The sequence below is a fragment of the Candidatus Peribacteraceae bacterium genome (assembly GCA_041661065.1).
Lineage (GTDB): Bacteria > Patescibacteriota > Gracilibacteria > Peribacterales > Peribacteraceae > CAIKAD01.
Genome location: JBAZVD010000001.1, coordinates 725,756 through 742,375 on the forward strand (window position 1 = coordinate 725,756; position 16,620 = coordinate 742,375).

The following is a 16,620-nucleotide window of genomic DNA, read 5'->3' on the forward strand; positions in this document are numbered from 1 at the left end:
TTTTCTCATAAAAAGAACATATCCCCCACGATGCCGAAGAGGAATACGTACGCCACCACGACATGCAGCGCGGCCATCCCGTATTCCACGGTGCGCGGGTACCGTTCGCGGAAGAGGAGGAAGAGCGTGAAGGGGATGAAGTAGTACCGCTGTTCCACCAGCCACGACGGCACCAGGAAGAGGAGCGTGACGGGGTAGAGGAGCAGGAAGACCGGCTGCCGCATGCGCGTGACGGCGAGCGAGAGGATGGAGAGGACGGCGGGGAGGAGGTAGAGCGCGCGGTTCATCGGAGACGATGCGGCGAAGAGGAGGACGCGGTTGCGCAGGAAGAACGCGTGGGATTCCTGGTTGTAGGGATGGTCGTTGGCGAAGGTGAGATAGAAGAAGAGGAAGAGGAGCGAGAGGAGGGGAATGACCCAGGCCTTGCGGCTTACGAGACGGAGGATGCGCGGAATATTGGCGATATGGAGCGGGAGCAGGAAGAAGAACGTCAGGAACAGCGCGAAGGTGACGTTGCCCAAGTGGAACGAGGGGAAGGGATGCGCGCCCTGGTCGCCCAATGCCACGCCGCCATTGAGGAGCACGAAGGCGCCGAACGCCGCAAAACCGAAGACGTACGGTGCGCTGACGGTAAGCCATGAGCGGACGTTGCGTGAAAGGCGCAGAAGAATGAACAGACTATGATGCGCAGATACCACGCTCTTCTTGTCCCGGAGTGTGCCCCCTCTCCAAGCTGGCAGGCGGAGGGGCTGGAGAGGGGGATAGGGGATGAGGCTAAGAAGCCCCTCGCGCCACAAGGCGAGGAGGAATAGGAACGCCAGCCACGGGATATCCGTCTGCCGCACAAGCACCGCGCCCACGCCGGCGATGCCGCCCCACACGGGGTGCCGCCTCCACACGAGGAGGAACCCCAGCACCACGAGGAGGAGAGAGAGCAGGTCGGTGTAGAGGAGAAAGAAGAATGGGAGAAGGATGGGAAAGAAAACGAATTGGACCGTTCGCACGAGCGCGCTTTGCTCATCCAATGCGCGGGCGGTGAGGTACACGATGGGGAGCGCGGACAGGCTGAGGAGGAACGTGAGGAGGCGCAGCAACGGAAGGTCCTGCACACCGAACAGCCGCCCCGGCAGCGCGATCACCGCATGGTACCCGGGCAACTGCGTGATGTAAGGATTGAGCCCGAAATCGCCTCGGATGAAGCGTTGGATCTGGTCCGCGTGGAGCGGCTCATCGCCGAAGAGCCCGTGGCGCGCCACGACGAGGAACGTGAGGAAGAGCGCGATGGGAATGGCGAGCACCACCCCTTCCCGTCCTGCTCTCCGTATCCAATGTGCGTGTTCCATGACCCTCAAGTATCCACAGGAGACCCCCCTGCGTCGAGGAGAAGGGGGACTTTCCTCCTATTATTGTTAGGATAGTTGTTTTATGTTATAATTACATTAAACACATGATACGCGTTGATACCCACTTCCACCCGAATTTCTCGTTCTGGCTGCCGGAATCTTGTATCCGTCGCCGGGCGCGCAACATTTGGGAAACATTCCGCAAGCGGAAGCTGGACATGGTCTTCGTGTCCGAGCACGCCTTCAAGCATCCCCGGCGCTCGTACGAGGCGTTGATGCGGTACCGTCCGCGCAACGCGCGCACGCACCTGGTCCCCGCGGTGGAGGCGCTCACCAAGGAAGGGATAGACGTGGTGGTCTTCTCGCGGGATACCTACGTCTACGGGAAGAAGGACATCCTCACCCCCTACCGGCTCACGCTCGAAAAGCTCGTGGCGCGCGTGCAGAAGGACGGCCGGCTCTACGGCGTGATCGCGCACCCCTACGTCCCCAGCGATTCCGGCATCCTCCACCACCGCTCCGAGCGCACGGCGCGCAAGGAGGAACGGGAGCTGCACTTCGTGGAGAAGTACAACTCCTCCCTGGTCGCCCTGCGGACCGTGGTGTCCCTGCTCCACCTGAGGGGGCTCTTCAAGCGCCTCACGTTCCAGATGAACCGGACCATCCGCCTGCCGGGCGCACTCATCCCCCGCGGCGTCATCTGGCTCGGCGGCAGCGACGCCCACCACCTGTGGGACATCGGCAATTGCCTGTTGGTGCACGCCCCCCGCCCGCGCGATTCCCGCCGCCTGTTCGACCGCATCCTCTCCCCGCGGTACCGCCGCACGTTCTTCTGGCAACCGCCCCGCCACCCGTTCTGCTCCATCGCCGCCGACGCGGTGACCGATTACCGGGAACACCTCATGCGCAAACTGCGCCTGTACGGCGTGGACGGCATACCCCGGACGGAGGCGTTGCGCGGCTGACCGGAAGGGGATCAGCGGGCGAGGCCGAGCTTCTTGAGCAGTGAATCCGGTGCGGTGAGCAGGAGGGTCGCCAAGCAAGCGCCCAGCAGGCCGAAGTTCGTGGCGAGCGCGCCGGAAGCACCGGTGACAACAAGTGCAGCCGTGAGCACCACCACCCCCACTGTCGCGGCGATCCAGGAGCCCAGGTTGAGGATCAACGCCGCACCCACCAGGATGTCCAGCACCGCAACGGCTTGGAGGACGGGCTTCAGGGAGCCGCCGACCGTAAGGAGCCGCTTCGCCCACGGGAGAATGGGGTACGCCCACATGCTCGTGTCGCGCAGGATCAGGACGCCGACCCAGATGAACGTGATGGCGAGGCCGGTCCGAAGGAGAAGGAGAGCGTTGCGCTGCATAGAAGAAGGGGAAGAGTGCGCTGGTACAGTAGCACAGACAGGGCGTATTGCGTATTGCGTATTACGTATTGCGTATACTTCGTTCTGCATACGTAATACGTCATACGTCATACGTACTACGTCATACGTACTACGTCCTACGCCTCCCGTTTACCATCCCCTCCAACCGTTTTACCCTCTCTTCCACGGGCGGATGGGTGGAGAAGAGCGAGAGGAGGAACGAAGGCTTGAAGGGATTCATGATGAAGAGGTGCGCCGTCGCCTCGTAGCGGGGCTGCGGGATGAGCGGCCGCGCGCGCGTGGAGGCATGGATCTTGCGCAGCGCACTCGCCAGCGCCAGCGGGTCGCCGCTTATCTTGGCGCCGCTCTCGTCCGCCAAATATTCGCGCGAACGGCTGACCGCCAAATGCAGCAGCGTGGCGATGAGCGGAGAGAGGAGGATGAGGACGATGGCGCCCGCTCCCCCGCCCCGGTCCCTGTTGTTGCCCCAGCCCCCGCCGCCCCCGAGCCCGCCCCAGTACGCCATCTGCGCCAGATACGAGAGCGCCCCCGCGAGCGTTGCGGCTATGGTGGAAACCAGCATGTCGCGGTTCTTCACGTGCGAAAGCTCGTGCGCCAGCACCGCGCGCAGCTCCTTCTCTTCCAAGACTTCCAGAATGCCGCTGGTGACGGCCAGCGCCGCATGGCGCTCGTTGCGTCCGGTGGCGAAGGCGTTGGGGACGGGCAGATTGACCAGGTAGAGGCGCGGCATGGGGAGCCCCGCATGCTGCGCCAGTTCGCGCACCATGGCGTGGAGGCGGGGATTGCCCGAAGAGGAAATTTCCTTCGCCCCGTACATGGCCAGCACGATGCGGTCGGAGAACCAGTAGGAGCCGATATTCATCACGGCGGCCAGCCCCAGCGCCAAGAATGCCCCCTGTCGGCCGCCGAAGGAGTAGCCGATGAAGAGGAAGAGCCCGGTAAGGGCGGCGAGGAGGAGGGTGGTCTTGAGTCGTGCCATGGGGGAGAAGTGTAGGAGAGAGGAGAGGGTTGTGCGAGTATTCTGTTGAGTTGGAAGGATGCAGAAGAAACAGGAGAAGCAAAGGAAAGGTATGCATGCCCGCACAGCCTGAATGTTTCATCTCTTCTGCATCTTCTGCATCCTCTGCATCTTTTCACCTTTATTTGAAAGACAAACATACTATCTCCGTCACTGAATACGCACCTACCCTCTGAGGCCACTGTACCGAAAGGTACACACCTCATGAGGATAGGCGCAATGCTCCCCTCTCCCATGGCCACCCGAACGCGCATCGCCGCGGAGGACGCACGGAGGAAGCTGGAAGCCCGCATCGAGCTGATGCTGGAGGAAGCGCAGGACCGGTGGAACGCGCTGGAGACAGTCCCCACGGAACGCGCGGAAGGCCGCGAGGAATTCCGCATGAAGGTGGAAGAGCTGCACGAGCACCTGGCGAGCGTGCAGGAGGATTTGCAGCATCTCCACGAACTGAACAGCGAAGAGGCGTTGTCGGAGGAATAACCCCGGAGGAAATGCGGCGCGTGGGTCATCATGCGCGCAGCCGAGGGATCGTGCGGGCGGGCCGAGAAGGATGGAACGCGCAGGATCAAGCCGCAGTGGAACGAGCAGGCTGCCGGAAAGAAGACTATTGACTGTGCATTGCCTGCAGAGTATCATTTAGACATCTTTCGAATTATCGAAATGTCCGATTCTGTCTTCAAAGCCCTCTCCGACCCGCAGCGGCGCCAGATCCTCAAGCTCCTCAAGAAGCGGGACCTCAACGTCTCGGAGCTCCGGCAGTACTTCCGCTTCACCGGCCCCACGCTCAGCCACCATCTGGACATCCTCAAGCGCGCCGGCTTGGTGGCTACCGAGCGCCGCGGCAAGTTCATCTACTACTCCCTCAACACCTCCGTCCTGGAGGACGTCCTCGTTTCCTTCTCATCCTTCTTCTCCCGCTGACCATGGCGCACTCCCCTCTCCAAGGCTCCCCTCTCGGCTCCGCACCCCTCTCCGGCGCACGGGATATCCGGCAGGACATGCGGTGGGGCCGCCGGCCTCTGGTCATCATCCGATGGCTCCTCGTCGCCGGGCTGTTCGCGCTCGCGGCCTATCTCTACCCCGGCCTCCCCGAACACATCCCCACGCACTGGAACTTGGAAGGACAAGCCGACCAGTTCTCCCCCAAGACGTACGGTACGTGGCTGATCCCGGGGATCACGCTCGTCATGGCGATCCTCTTCCCCGTCTTCCAACGCTTCGACCCCAAGAGCGCGAACTACGCGGAGTTCCTGCACGCGTGGGACGTGCTGCAGACCGCCATCGTGGCGTTCATGGCCTACATCTTCTGCATCACCATGCTCGCGACGCTGGACCCCGCCCAATCCCCCCTCGTGGGACGCTACGTGGTGTTCGGCGTCGGTGCGCTGTTCGTGGTGATTGGCAATTACATGGGCAAGATCCGACAGAACTGGTTCGTGGGGCTGCGCACGCCCTGGACGCTCTCGGATCCCGAAACATGGAACAGAAGCCAGCGGTTCGGCGGCTGGACATTCGTGCTCGGCGGCTTGGCCGTGATGGGGGAAGCGTTCTTCTGGTTCCATCCGGGCTGGGTGTTCTTCTCCATCCTGCTGCTCATCACGCTCCTCCCCATCGCCTACTCCTTCCTCATCTTCCCGCGCACAAACGCCCTCGCCACGCGCGGGGGGAAGAAATCCTTCCTCCTCCTCATCGTCTTCTGCGCCGCGGTGGCGTTCGCCGTGGCCGTAGGCCTCCGCCTCCTCTCCTCGGAAGACGATTGGCTCTGCAACAACGGCCAATGGATAAAGCACGGGAACCCGCAAGTTCCCCAACCGACCGTCCCCTGCCTATGATCCCTGGAAGAAAGCAGGAAACAGGTAGAAGAGAGGTGACCGGGACCACAGGATCTGTCTGCCTTCCTTCATCCTGAAATCTCTCTGTACTTCTGCAACCTGAATTCTTCTACCTTTACGCAAGGGCTAGCCAAATATACCCTCCTCTCTCCACGTCCCATCCTCTAGACATGACGTGACATCCATAGTGAAAAAGGACTAGTATGACCGTCCGCATGGAACAGCTCTTCGACGAGTACCCCGGCAATTTTGAAGCGCAGGTCCCCGCGTTGCCGGATGACCCGGAAGACCTGCCTCTCCCGGGGGACATGGGGAGGGAGTACGATGATGCGGAGTTTGAGGAATACCTCAAAGACCTAACCGATGAGGGAATGGAGCCTGACGAAGAAGAAGAGGAGAAGAAGGAGGAGGGCCCGCTTGCGGAGGAGGACGATAATGACTTCATCGATGATCCCTTGCGCATGTATTTGAAGCAAATGGGGAAAATCCCCCTCCTCCGCAAACAGGAAGAGATTTCTTTGTCAATGACCATGGAAGAGAACCGCGCTCATTTCCGCAGAGAGGTACTGGCGAGTCCGTACGTCATGCGAGAGGCAATGAGGATTCTGAAAAGAATGGAAAGCGGCAAGGGGCCGTTGGACCGCTCCATGCAGGTCAGTAATAAGGATGAAAAGGGAAAACACCGGCTGAGAAAGCGCCTTCCCCTGAATGTGCGTACGATCACGGACCTCCTGCAGAGGAACAAGACGCTGTTCGCAGAAGCAATACGCAACAGAGAAAGGAAGGAGGAACGACGCAAGGCTTGGAAAGCCGCAAAGCGCGGCCGCCGCAAGGTGGTTCGGTTAATGGAGGAGCTGAGCCTCCGCACGAACCGGATCGAGCAATGGGCGAAGCAGCTGGAAGAGTTCAGCCGGCGTGTGGATAACCATCGGCGGCGCATCAAGCACTTTGACCAGAAGAGGGATAATCCCGCGGACCGCGAAGAGTGGATACGGGAAGTCCAATGGATCTTGCAGCAATGCCAGGAGACACCCACGCAACTCCGTGACCGTGTTGCGCGTATGGCCCCTCGTTACGCGGAATATATCGGCGCGAGGAATAAGCTCATAACGGGGAACTTGCGCCTCGTCGTCTCCATCGCCAAGACGTACTGCAACCGCGGCTTGAGCTTCCTGGACCTCGTCCAGGAAGGGAATTCCGGCCTCATGCGTGCGGCGGAAAAGTTTGAGTACCGCAGAGGCTTCAAATTCTGTACCTACGCCACATGGTGGATACGACAAGCGATAACACGCGCCATCTCCGACCAGAGTCATTCCGCGAACCTTGCCGCCAATCCAACGCAATTGCGCACAGTCATCAACCGCCTCTGGCATCAATACGAACGCGAACCGACGACGGAGGAGGTGGCCGAAGCCGGCGGATTCGCCCTGAAAGATGTGGAGAAGTACATGCGCAGGAAAAGAACTCCTCTGAGCCTCGATTACCCCGTCGGATCCAAACAAGAGGATACCATCGGTTCGATGGAGGAAGATTTGCGGTATGAACCGCCCAGTACCCGCGCCGTGCAATCGGAACAGGGAGCGCGTATCGCGGAGGTGCTGGAGAGTTGTTCCATACGGGAACGGGCAATCATCCAAATGCGTTACGGTTTGAAGGACGGAATTGACTATACCCTCAAAGAGGTGGGTCAAATCTTCGGCGTGACCCGCGAACGGATACGACAGATTGAAGCGAAAACCATCCGGAAGATGCAAGGTCCATCCCGGAGTAATCAGTTGAAGGGCTTGATGGACGATGGGGGCGAGGGACGCGAGGCGCTCTCCTACAAGTTCAATTCCCTCCAGCAAAACATCCTGCGCACCGTGCATGAACTTGAAGGTAAACCACCTGTCGCTCGCAAGCGAGGGGAGGAACCCCCTGCGGACGAGAAGATCATCCGTAGGCACATCCAACAATTGATCCAAGAAGGTTTCCTTAGGGAGAGACACCTCAAGGGTGAGTATCCTCCCCTCATGAGCGTTTGCCTCACGCGGAAAGGAAAGGCTGAGTACTTCAAACTCCCTGCCGAATCACCTGGGAATGCGTGAGGAACGCGAACCGCGCCCCCTTCCCCTCACCCCTCGAACAGGAACACGTCGTCCAAGGAAGCGTGAAGCGCCTTGGCCACGTCGTGCGCGAGGCGGAGTGACGGATTGTATTTCCCCTGTTCCAAGTAGAGGACCGTTTCCCTCCGCACGCCCACGCGCCGCGCCAGCTCTTCCTGCGTCAGGTTTGCCTTCGCCCGGAGCTCTTTGATGCGGTTCTTCATGGGAGATCCGGAACACGGGAGTAGTGCCAGCGAAAGCCGACCATGAGCAGCGCCATGCCCACCACCATACACAGGATGAACTGGCCGACGGTCAGCGGGAGCGGGCGAAGGTAATCCACCCACCACAGGAGCAGCAAGGCGAAAAGCATCATTTGGAACGACGCGGCCAGCGACGTGTATGCGATCTTCCGCGTGCGCTCATCGCGCTCCACGGGCTCCTTCTTCAGGTGGAGAAAGCGCACGAGGCTGACGAGGACCATCACCATGCCCGCGTTGAGCATCACCGTGGTCCCCATGCCGGAGCCGCCGGTGAAGACCAAAATGAGGCCGCCCAGGATCAGGAGAACGCCGCCCAATAGGCCGGCGCGGTAGCGGTACTGCATTGGAGAAGGGGGAAGTGTGATATTTCTAACGTTACATATTTCTCATATGGAACGCAAGGAATCTCGGGGAATCCCCCTCACCGCCCCGGACAGAAGTTGCGGAAGTGATTCACGTCCCTACGGTCCGTGCCCACCTTGCGGAACGCGGCCATGGTGGGGAACGGCGTGCGCACCGCGCGGTAATCCTTGCGGTTGGTGCGGATGAACGACGTGACCATCCGCATGGAGCGTAGCCACAAGTCATGGAACACAATGAAGCCGCCCTCTTCCAAGAGCAGGTCCGTGTAGAACCAGTCGATGAAGATCTCGTCGTAGCGGTGGCCGCCGTCCAGGAAGGCGAAATCGAACGTCGCCCCATGCACGTAGATTTCCGGCAGCGCCGTCTGCGAGGGCTCGTTGATCCATCGCAGGTATGTGTCAAAACCCAGCTTGCGCATGTTCCGCACTCCTCCTTTGCGGTAGTACTCCTGGTACGGGTCGATGGCAACGTGCATGGACCGCGTCGCCGCGATGATGTGGGCGGTGGAATTGCCGTACCCGAAGCCCGTCTCCATGGTGCGGGAGAGGCCGTGTTTGATGAGGAAACGGTAGAGGTATTCCGCCTCCTCCTGCGGGATGGCGGTGTTGCGGTCCTTGGGAGGAATATCGAGTTGGGCGTAGAGATCCATACCCTTGTTGAACATCTTGCGGGCGTACTCTTACCCGGAATCCTGCCAATGTCCGCGCCCAAGGGTCTGCATGGCACTTCTGAACAAAATTATTGTTCGATTCTCACCTCCCGTACCTGCGGAACATCCACCCGCATACGGGGATGGAGACGAGCGTGATGGCGGTCCACCACGTGAGGGCGATCCATCCGTGCGCGCCGATGGGGGTGCCCACCGTGAGCGCGCGCAGCGCCTCGATGGTGTGCGTCACGGGCTGGTTCTCCGCGAAGATCCGGAGCACCCAGGGCATCCCCGCCGTGGGGACGAACGCGCTGCTGGCGAAGGTGATGGGGAAGATGAGCATGAAGCTGATCCACATCACCGCCTCCACCGACCGCGCGAGCAAGCCCAGGATGGCGGAGACCCAGGAGATGGCGAACGTGAACGAGAGGAGCAGCCCCGCCGCCAGCAGCCATTCGCGCACACCCGCCGTGGGGCGGAAGCCCACGAGGAGGCCCACGAGGATCATGACGACGGTGGAGATGAGGTTGCGCGCCAGGTCCGCCGTCACGTGGCCCACGAGCACCGTGGAGTTGGACATGGGGAGGGAGCGGAACCGGTCCACGATCCCGCGCTTCAAATCCAGCGCGACGTTCATGGAGGTGGTGGTGGCGCCGAACGCCGCCGTCTGCACGATGATCCCCGCCATGAGGTAATTGACGTACGTCACGGGCCCCGTGTCTATGGCGCCCCCGAACACGTAGCGGAAGAGCAGCATGAACATGAGCGGCTGCATGACGAGCGAGAGCAGCTGGTCGATGTTCTTGAAGATGTGCTTCCAGCTGCGCACGATGAGCACCGAAGAATCGCTCAGGTACCAGTAGGCCGTGGAGTGCTTGGAAGAGGCGTTCATGGGCGGGAGGGGGGAACAGCCGCTTCTTCCTTCACTTCTTCCGCAGGACGGTTTGCCGTGTTGCCTTGCGGTTCACGGCCGGTCAATTGCAGGAAGACGTCATCGAGTGTCGGCTTATGCAACGACAGGCTTTCCACGGCGATCGCCGCTTGCTCCAGGCGGTCCAGGAGGTGTTTGACCTCCCGCACGTCATCCATGGGCAGGCTCACCGTGCGCTCCTCCTTGCGTACGGTCATGTCTTCCCTTCCCAGATTCCGTACGGCTTTCTCGATGTCGCGCTCTTCCTTGAACACCAGTTCCAACCGGTCCTTCCCCACCTTCCCCTTGAGCTCCGACGCCGTCCCCTCCGCGATCACCTTGCCGCGATCGATCATCAGTATGCGGTCCGCCAGCTTATCCGCTTCCTCCAAGTACTGCGTGGTGAGGAGTATGGTGGCGCCCCCGCGCAGGAGCTTCTCGATCACGTCCCACATGGCCAAACGGCTGCGGGGATCCAGCCCCGTGGTGGGCTCGTCCAGGAAGAGGATGGGAGGCGCCGCCACAAGGCTCACGGCCAGGTCCAAACGCCGCCGCATACCGCCCGAGTACGTCTTCGCCGCGCGCTTGGCGGCATCCGTAAGCTCAAACTGCTCCAACAGCGCCTGCGCCCGCCTCTTGCTCTCTTCTCTGCTCAAGTGATACAGCCGCCCCATCATCACCAGGTTCTCCCAGCCCGTGAGGGCATCGTCGATCGCAGCGTACTGCCCCGTGAGGCCGATGGTGTGGCGCACCTCATCCGCATTTCGCACCACGTCGTACCCGTTCACCCGCGCCTCGCCGCCATCGGGCAGAAGGAGCGTGCTGAGGATGCGTATGATGGTGGTCTTCCCCGCGCCGTTGGGCCCCAGCAGCGCCAGCATGGTGCCGCGCGGGACGGTGAAGCTGATCCCCTCCAGCACTTTGAGCTTCTTAAAGGACTTGGTGAGGTTCCGTACGGTGATGGCGTCTGTTTCTGGCATGAGCGGCCAGAATACGGTAAAGACGAGAGGGGTTCAATTCTTTAGACGGGGACTTGAGAAGGAGGAGATGCACCTACGCAGCTACGGAGAATGTGACGCACCCAGAATAACCCTGCAAAGCTTGCGTAGCAGGAAGGCTGGGCGTACGGGACTGACCCTAACCCGAGCATTTTTTCGATGCCAGTTTGGAGTTTTGTGATGGGGTGTTTTCGAGGTTGAGGACAAACGGGTCAATCGGAAGAAACTGAGACAAATGAGACAGTCGAACCTAGAAGGTGTACAAATTAATTGCTCATCTAAAGCCAAGGGACGTTCCACGTACGTATGGAACGTTTTTTGTGTCTTCCTGAAGCGGAAAAGCCGAGAAGGTTCGGAGAATATCGATAGACACGGATGTCTCGCTTGCCCCCATTCTGGCACAATACCGGAGTTTCCCTTCTTTACACCCTTATGAAGCCTTTCTTCCCCATTCTCTGCATAAGCACGGTCCTGCTTCTTTCTTCTTGCGCCAACCGAGTCGTAGTTTCACCTGTTCCTTCGCCTTCGACTTCCTCCTCGTCCAGCGCAAGTGTCGAGCCTGAGGTGTCTGTGTCATTCTTTATCCCGCCGGACTACAAGTATGCCCGTGGCGTTTCCCGCGGCGTCTTGCAATTCCGCGATCAGCCCATCCAGTTTCATTCTGTGGGTGTCACGCAGGACAGGGGCGGCGAGACCGCGATGATCACTGCAATGTGGACGCGCGATCCACGAATTTTGGAGTACGCGGTGGCGTACTCCCCGTTGGAAAGCGTGACGGTTGATGGCATACAGATGCAGCGGTACAAATTCGTCGGCATGGGGGATGTCGTGGGATACATACGGCGAGAAGGGAAGACCTTCGTTCTCGTGCAATTCACGTTTCCTCCGTCTGAGGACGTGATGCGCCAGGTCGTTACGTCGGTGGAAACGATGGGAGACGAATGACCTCGCATCGCCTGCTCAGTGACAGAAGCAGATCCCGCTCGGCTTTCGTGAGCTTCGCAGACCACTAGTTGCATGGCTTCGGGCGGGGAAGTTTGAGGTTTGAGAATTCTGGCCCGTGCTGGTGGATGATCTGCGAAATCACCATCTAAGATCTCTGATTGTAAGTTGCTCTGGCTTTGTATTCCCAAAAACAAGATGATATATGCCAGTAGCATTGGGTATTTCAAAAGTCGTGTAGCCATTTTTTACCTTAAAATCGTACCAAGCTCTATCGCCTGTTACTGTGTCATTAAATAGAGCAAAGGGTTCTTCCGGTCTCCATACTGAATCGGGAACCTTCACTGTGAGGAAGAACTTTGCGATCGGATTTGGTGTTATGATTTCTAATTCATATTCTGAATCATGTCCGATTTCTGGATTTGAATTCTGACTGTTTATTTTCACTGGCCTAAGTTCAACTCTTGGCTTGTTAAAATAATTATCGCCTTTTAAATTGATGAAAATACCTTGAATGTTTTTTATATATGAATAGATAGTAGGCTCCCGTCGGATAAATGAGAAGGTGAGTCCTGTTAACAGGACGATAATTCCAGCTATTTGAAGAACAAGACCCAAATTCATACTTGTATTATATACAATGGCTGGGATTTGTGGATGACTTAAGAATAATGAAATGGTTTTAGTATTTGATGTTTTCTGCTTTGCTCATTCAAGAATGAATCTCATTATCTGATTCCAAACCAAAGAAGTCCGTGCCCTGCAGATTTAAAACAGACTACAATTAATTTGATCGAGCAGGCTTTAATGCCCCTTCCTTACTCATTATTCGGCAGCGCAGAAAAGTGTATCTTGCCTCGGTCACCTCTTATTGTTATTAGTTGTATTCAACTGATCATCAATTTTATCCAAGGGTTGCAAATACTCACTATTAACTATGTAGAAGACATACCCCAGAAGAATCAAACAACCCAAAAATACAACTAACCGTATATGCGGATAATTTATTCCAGTCCACTCTTTTAAAAATTCATGAAAAATAGTTACTGCCTCGGACAGAATCGCACTCGTAGTCATACCGAGCAAAAACATTATAAATGGCATTGCTGCTTTATGTAACCTCTTCTGCTCTGCCCTCAGTTTTCTCTGATTACTCATAATTTTCTGAATGTGGCTGGGGAGGAGGGATTCGAACCCCCGAATGCCTGCTCCAGAGGCAGGTGCCTTACCACTTGGCTACTCCCCAACACGATGATACGAGTGAAATCTGCAGGGCACGGATTGTACCGCAGCCCGCAAGATTGTACCAGCTTCCCGGCTTTTCCATCACCATTTTTCACCCGGCCAATCCCGGGCAAAGCGGCCGTTCCTCTGCTAGAATCGCCTTCCCATGAACCGCGGCATACGTTCCGTACAAATCGGCCTCGTGATCAACGCGCTCATGGCTGCGGTCAAATTTGCGGCGGGCTTTTTTGGGCACTCCTACGCCCTCATTGCGGACGGCATCGAATCCACCACGGACATCGCCTCCTCCCTCGTCATCTGGGGCGGCTTGCGCATTTCCGCCGTACCTCCGGACAAGGAACACCCGTACGGGCATGGGAGGGCGGAAGCCATCGCCGCCTCGGTGGTGGCGCTCACGCTCCTCGCGGCGGCGGCCGTCAACGCCTACGCGGCGGTGCGGGAGATCCTCACGCCGCACTCCACGCCCGCCCCCTTTACGCTCGTCGTCCTCGCCCTGGTTGTGATCACCAAGGAGACGCTTTTCAAGAACGTTTACAAGGTGGGCAGCGAGACGGGCAGCCACGCCGTAAAGACGGACGCCTGGCACCACCGCAGCGATGCCATCACGTCCGCGGCGGCGTTCGTGGGCATCACCATTTCCCTCATCGGCGGCCCGGGATGGGAGGGGGCGGATGACTGGGCGGCGCTCGCCGTCACCGTGGTCATCGCCATCAACGCGTTCCAATTGCTGCGGCCTTCCGTGCATGAGCTGATGGATAAGGTCCACGCCGGCCCGGAAAGCGAAGCGCTCATCGCAGCGGCGCTCGCAGTGGAGGGCGTGCGTGCGGTGGAGAAGATAAGGGTACGCAAGCTGGGTACGCAGTACCACGTGGACGCCCACGTGCATGCGGACGGCTCGCTCTCTCTCCGTGACGCCCACATCATCAGCGGCAAGGTGAAATCCGCCTTCCGCGTATTCCTGCCCAACATGGTGGACGCCTCCGTCCACATGGAACCGTACGGGGAGTAAAAGGCCGAACAGGAAGCGACCATCATTGCCCGTCCTCCAATTCCTTGAGACGCTTGGCCATCTTGCCCAGTATCTCCTGGGTGCGGGCAGGATCGTTCTCCACCTGCGCGCCAAAAGCCGCCAGCTGCTCCTCGGTAACACCGAAACTCGCGAAGAAGCGCTCGCGCCCGCCCCCCACGCCCCACGCCTGCAGATCCGTCTGGCCATGGTAAATGTCCTGGGCGGCGATCTCCACCCACACGTCTTCCGTCACCTTTCCAACGTCCCCCGCCTGCGAAGGGGTTGGCGCCGCCACCGTTGGCGCGCTTGCGGCCGGGAGCTCTCCCGTGGTCTCGGGGGATGAGGGTGGCGTGGACGGCGCGCAGCCGGCAAGCAGCAACAGTGCGCCTGCTGCGAGCGCAACGCGGAGGGTCTTACTCTTCATAGAAAGGAGGGGAGGGATAGGGAAATTAATTGCCTTACAACATCACCTCCAGCTTCCCCACCATGGAGTTATTGACGGAGAACGTCATACGCAGCGACCGGCCGACTTTGGAAACATTGAGCACCCCGCCCTCCGCCTCATCCACCTTGTATCCCAGCGCCACATACTCCTTCTGCATCGCCTCCCTGTCCGCCACGGTTGCCTGGCGGGGGAAGTAGTAGGTGAGCCACAGGCCGCCGGTGTTATCGGTCATCTTCACCCGGTCCCCGACGACCTTCTTGAGGATGGGGAGCAGCTCCTCGTGGATTTGGCGGCTCTTCTCCGTTTCGATCTTGGCCTCCTTGACGCTCTCGTACCGGATCTGCGGATACGTGGAGGCTTGCGGCACGGCTCCCCGCCCGGCTGATGCCGTGCCGGCGGTGCCGGCATTGAGGAGGGAACACAGGGGGGTTACGGACTTGTTGGCGTGGGGCACGATGGTGCGCTGCTTATCCTCGATATTCGTCACCGCGGGCTTCACGGTTTTCTTGACCGGCAGCTGCATATCCGCCGTCGCCCCCACGCTCATCGTCTGCATAATGAGCAGGGAACTCTGGTCCGCCACCTCCGCCTGCGCGCTCTCCGTCACCACCCTGGCGCCGCTCACGTTGCCGTTGGCGTCCGTTTTGACGAGGAGCGCCTCTTGGTACGGCTCCAAGCTGCCCATGACCATGTGCTGCTCTTCCGTAATCACCCTGCCCGCCAGCACTGCGCCGCCGTCGCGGGTGGCGCGAAGGTGGTACCCTGCGGCGTCCCGCTCGATGTCGATCTTCCGCACCCACCGCGGGTTGAAGTTGGCGTCCACTTTCATCAGCTCCACAGTGCTTGCCATGTCGCTGATGTTCGTGAAGTTCGCCTTCCGCGCGACATTACGGGAGAGGATGAATTCCTTGTCAGCCGTCTGCACGGCCTGGAGATCGAGGTCCAGGGCACCGAACGCGGTCTTGACGCTCTTCGCCCACAGGTACGTCCCCTGCGCATCCACCTTCACCGCCACGGAGGGGATGGGATCCGTGGGGCTCTTGATCACTGCGTTCGCGTTACCGCCCACAAATTGTGCGGCGTTGAAGTAACGTCCGAAGGCGATGAAGCCCCCGTCCGGCGCCTGTTCCACCGACGTAAAATCACCGCCGGGCACGCGGATCTTCGCCTTCCGAATCCGCATCGTCTCGCGGGTGGTTCCGGTGGGCACGGCGTACTCCAAGGACGGGGCCTCAATGCTCTTCGCCCACAGCACCGTGAGCGCGCCGTCCATTCTGATAATCGTCGGGATTGCACTCGTCGCCCCTTCCGCGCCGGCAGTCGTCTGGCTCGAAATGCGCGTATCGATGGCGGCCAACGCCACGAAGCCGCCGTCGGGCAGATACTCCATGTCAACCACGGTCCAACCCAACTTCTTGCTCCACTGCACGCTCCCCTTGGCATCGAACTTGATGGCTACGCTGTACTCCGACACGGCGTCGAAATCCGCGATCTCCCCTTCGTAACCGGTATTTTTGAATTTTGCGAGGAGGATGGTTCCGCCGTCCGGGGTCGCCCACAACCTCTGCGGAAAATCCATGCTGTAGTCGCCGACCATGGTGGACCACATCCAGTTCCCGCTTGCGTTCAGCTTCGTCACCATCACGTCGCCCCAGAGTTCCTTCCTCTCCTCGTAGGCCGCATCGTAGAAATCGATCATGTCCCCCGCCACCACGTAGTTCCCGTCACTCGTCTGCGCGGAGAGGCGCTCCGTCTCCGTCTGCACGCCCTGCGCCGCGCTCATGGGGCCGAACTGTTTGCTCCATGCGGCGACGCCCTTAGCATCGGTCTTGATGACGAAGGCGTTCCACACCCCCATGCCGGAGCTCCACGTGGTGTCGCCGGTGAGGAGGTACCCGCCGTCCTTAGTGGGCAGCATGCCGAACCCCAGCGCGCGATCGCGCATGCGGTACGTTTTGATGAACGTGTCCGTTTGCACCGGCGCACCGGCGCATCTCCCCGTGAGTTGCGCACGGTATAAGGAAGCGGTGCCGGCAACGATGCACACCAGCCCCGCCAACGCCAAAGTGGCAATACCCAAAATATTCCGTGAGATTCCGTCGAATTTCATTCGTCCAGTATAGCACGCCCCGTCACGG

18 protein-coding genes and 1 tRNA gene are annotated in these 16,620 nt (G+C 59.5%); 7 read left to right on the forward strand and 12 right to left on the reverse strand.

What is annotated here, in order from left to right; genetic code table 11:
* Window positions 1–5: 5 nt before the first annotated feature.
* Window positions 6–1,343, reverse strand: coding sequence for a hypothetical protein (locus tag WC698_03340; GenBank protein MFA6039270.1), 1,338 nt, complete (start codon window positions 1,341–1,343; stop codon window positions 6–8).
* A gap of 104 nt (window positions 1,344–1,447) precedes the next feature.
* Here WC698_03340 and WC698_03345 point away from each other — a divergent pair, with 104 nt between their 5' ends.
* Window positions 1,448–2,308, forward strand: coding sequence for a hypothetical protein (locus tag WC698_03345; GenBank protein MFA6039271.1), 861 nt, complete (start codon window positions 1,448–1,450; stop codon window positions 2,306–2,308).
* Between the two features lie 11 nt (window positions 2,309–2,319).
* Here WC698_03345 and WC698_03350 read toward each other — a convergent pair whose 3' ends face one another.
* The gene (locus WC698_03350) at window positions 2,320–2,703 is read right to left on the reverse strand and encodes a hypothetical protein (protein ID MFA6039272.1); all 384 of its coding nucleotides are present in this window, start codon (window positions 2,701–2,703) and stop codon (window positions 2,320–2,322) included.
* Between the two features lie 130 nt (window positions 2,704–2,833).
* Complete coding sequence (locus tag WC698_03355; GenBank protein MFA6039273.1) at window positions 2,834–3,703, reverse strand: zinc metalloprotease HtpX; 870 nt, start codon at window positions 3,701–3,703, stop codon at window positions 2,834–2,836.
* Between the two features lie 273 nt (window positions 3,704–3,976).
* On the opposite strand from WC698_03355, the gene WC698_03360 reads away from it, so the two are divergent.
* The 4 genes from WC698_03360 (at window position 3,977) to WC698_03375 (ending at window position 7,661) form a co-directional block, all read left to right on the forward strand.
* The gene (locus WC698_03360) at window positions 3,977–4,222 is read left to right on the forward strand and encodes a hypothetical protein (protein MFA6039274.1); all 246 of its coding nucleotides are present in this window, start codon (window positions 3,977–3,979) and stop codon (window positions 4,220–4,222) included.
* Window positions 4,223–4,402: 180 nt separating this feature from the next.
* The gene (locus WC698_03365; protein ID MFA6039275.1) at window positions 4,403–4,663 is read left to right on the forward strand and encodes an autorepressor SdpR family transcription factor; all 261 of its coding nucleotides are present in this window, start codon (window positions 4,403–4,405) and stop codon (window positions 4,661–4,663) included.
* A gap of 2 nt (window positions 4,664–4,665) precedes the next feature.
* Window positions 4,666–5,574, forward strand: coding sequence for an SdpI family protein (locus WC698_03370; protein MFA6039276.1), 909 nt, complete (start codon window positions 4,666–4,668; stop codon window positions 5,572–5,574).
* A gap of 203 nt (window positions 5,575–5,777) precedes the next feature.
* Window positions 5,778–7,661 carry a sigma-70 family RNA polymerase sigma factor gene (locus WC698_03375; GenBank protein MFA6039277.1) on the forward strand — a complete coding sequence of 628 codons (1,884 nt, stop codon included), beginning with the start codon at window positions 5,778–5,780 and terminating at the stop codon, window positions 7,659–7,661.
* Window positions 7,662–7,687: 26 nt separating this feature from the next.
* On the opposite strand, the gene WC698_03380 is transcribed toward WC698_03375, so the two are convergent.
* From WC698_03380 to WC698_03400, 5 genes are all read right to left on the reverse strand, one after another.
* Window positions 7,688–7,882 (reverse strand): helix-turn-helix transcriptional regulator, encoded by a 195-nt coding sequence (locus WC698_03380; GenBank protein ID MFA6039278.1) that lies wholly within the window; start codon window positions 7,880–7,882, stop codon window positions 7,688–7,690.
* On the reverse strand, window positions 7,879–8,265 hold the full coding sequence (locus WC698_03385; protein MFA6039279.1) for a hypothetical protein: 387 nt from the start codon (window positions 8,263–8,265) through the stop codon (window positions 7,879–7,881). Before WC698_03385 ends, WC698_03380 begins: the two co-directional genes overlap by 4 nt.
* Window positions 8,266–8,342: 77 nt before the next feature.
* The gene (locus WC698_03390; GenBank protein ID MFA6039280.1) at window positions 8,343–8,933 is read right to left on the reverse strand and encodes a class I SAM-dependent methyltransferase; all 591 of its coding nucleotides are present in this window, start codon (window positions 8,931–8,933) and stop codon (window positions 8,343–8,345) included.
* A gap of 103 nt (window positions 8,934–9,036) precedes the next feature.
* The gene (locus tag WC698_03395; protein MFA6039281.1) at window positions 9,037–9,825 is read right to left on the reverse strand and encodes an ABC transporter permease; all 789 of its coding nucleotides are present in this window, start codon (window positions 9,823–9,825) and stop codon (window positions 9,037–9,039) included.
* Window positions 9,822–10,823 carry an ATP-binding cassette domain-containing protein gene (locus WC698_03400; protein ID MFA6039282.1) on the reverse strand — a complete coding sequence of 334 codons (1,002 nt, stop codon included), beginning with the start codon at window positions 10,821–10,823 and terminating at the stop codon, window positions 9,822–9,824. The genes WC698_03395 and WC698_03400 overlap by 4 nt, the downstream gene beginning before the upstream one ends.
* Window positions 10,824–11,411: 588 nt before the next feature.
* Between WC698_03400 and WC698_03405 the strand changes: the two genes are divergently transcribed.
* Window positions 11,412–11,786, forward strand: coding sequence for a hypothetical protein (locus WC698_03405; protein MFA6039283.1), 375 nt, complete (start codon window positions 11,412–11,414; stop codon window positions 11,784–11,786).
* A gap of 138 nt (window positions 11,787–11,924) precedes the next feature.
* Here the strand turns inward: WC698_03405 and WC698_03410 are convergent, their stop codons facing one another.
* On the reverse strand, window positions 11,925–12,407 hold the full coding sequence (locus tag WC698_03410) for a hypothetical protein (protein ID MFA6039284.1): 483 nt from the start codon (window positions 12,405–12,407) through the stop codon (window positions 11,925–11,927).
* 547 nt (window positions 12,408–12,954) lie between these two features.
* A tRNA-Gln gene (locus WC698_03415) sits at window positions 12,955–13,029 on the reverse strand.
* A 144-nt stretch (window positions 13,030–13,173) separates the two neighbouring features.
* On the opposite strand from WC698_03415, the gene WC698_03420 reads away from it, so the two are divergent.
* The gene (locus tag WC698_03420; GenBank protein MFA6039285.1) at window positions 13,174–14,037 is read left to right on the forward strand and encodes a cation diffusion facilitator family transporter; all 864 of its coding nucleotides are present in this window, start codon (window positions 13,174–13,176) and stop codon (window positions 14,035–14,037) included.
* 22 nt (window positions 14,038–14,059) lie between these two features.
* On the opposite strand, the gene WC698_03425 is transcribed toward WC698_03420, so the two are convergent.
* Both WC698_03425 and WC698_03430 read right to left on the reverse strand, forming a co-directional pair.
* The gene (locus tag WC698_03425) at window positions 14,060–14,461 is read right to left on the reverse strand and encodes a hypothetical protein (protein MFA6039286.1); all 402 of its coding nucleotides are present in this window, start codon (window positions 14,459–14,461) and stop codon (window positions 14,060–14,062) included.
* Between the two features lie 34 nt (window positions 14,462–14,495).
* Window positions 14,496–16,592 carry a hypothetical protein gene (locus tag WC698_03430; protein MFA6039287.1) on the reverse strand — a complete coding sequence of 699 codons (2,097 nt, stop codon included), beginning with the start codon at window positions 16,590–16,592 and terminating at the stop codon, window positions 14,496–14,498.
* Window positions 16,593–16,620: the final 28 nt, after the last annotated feature.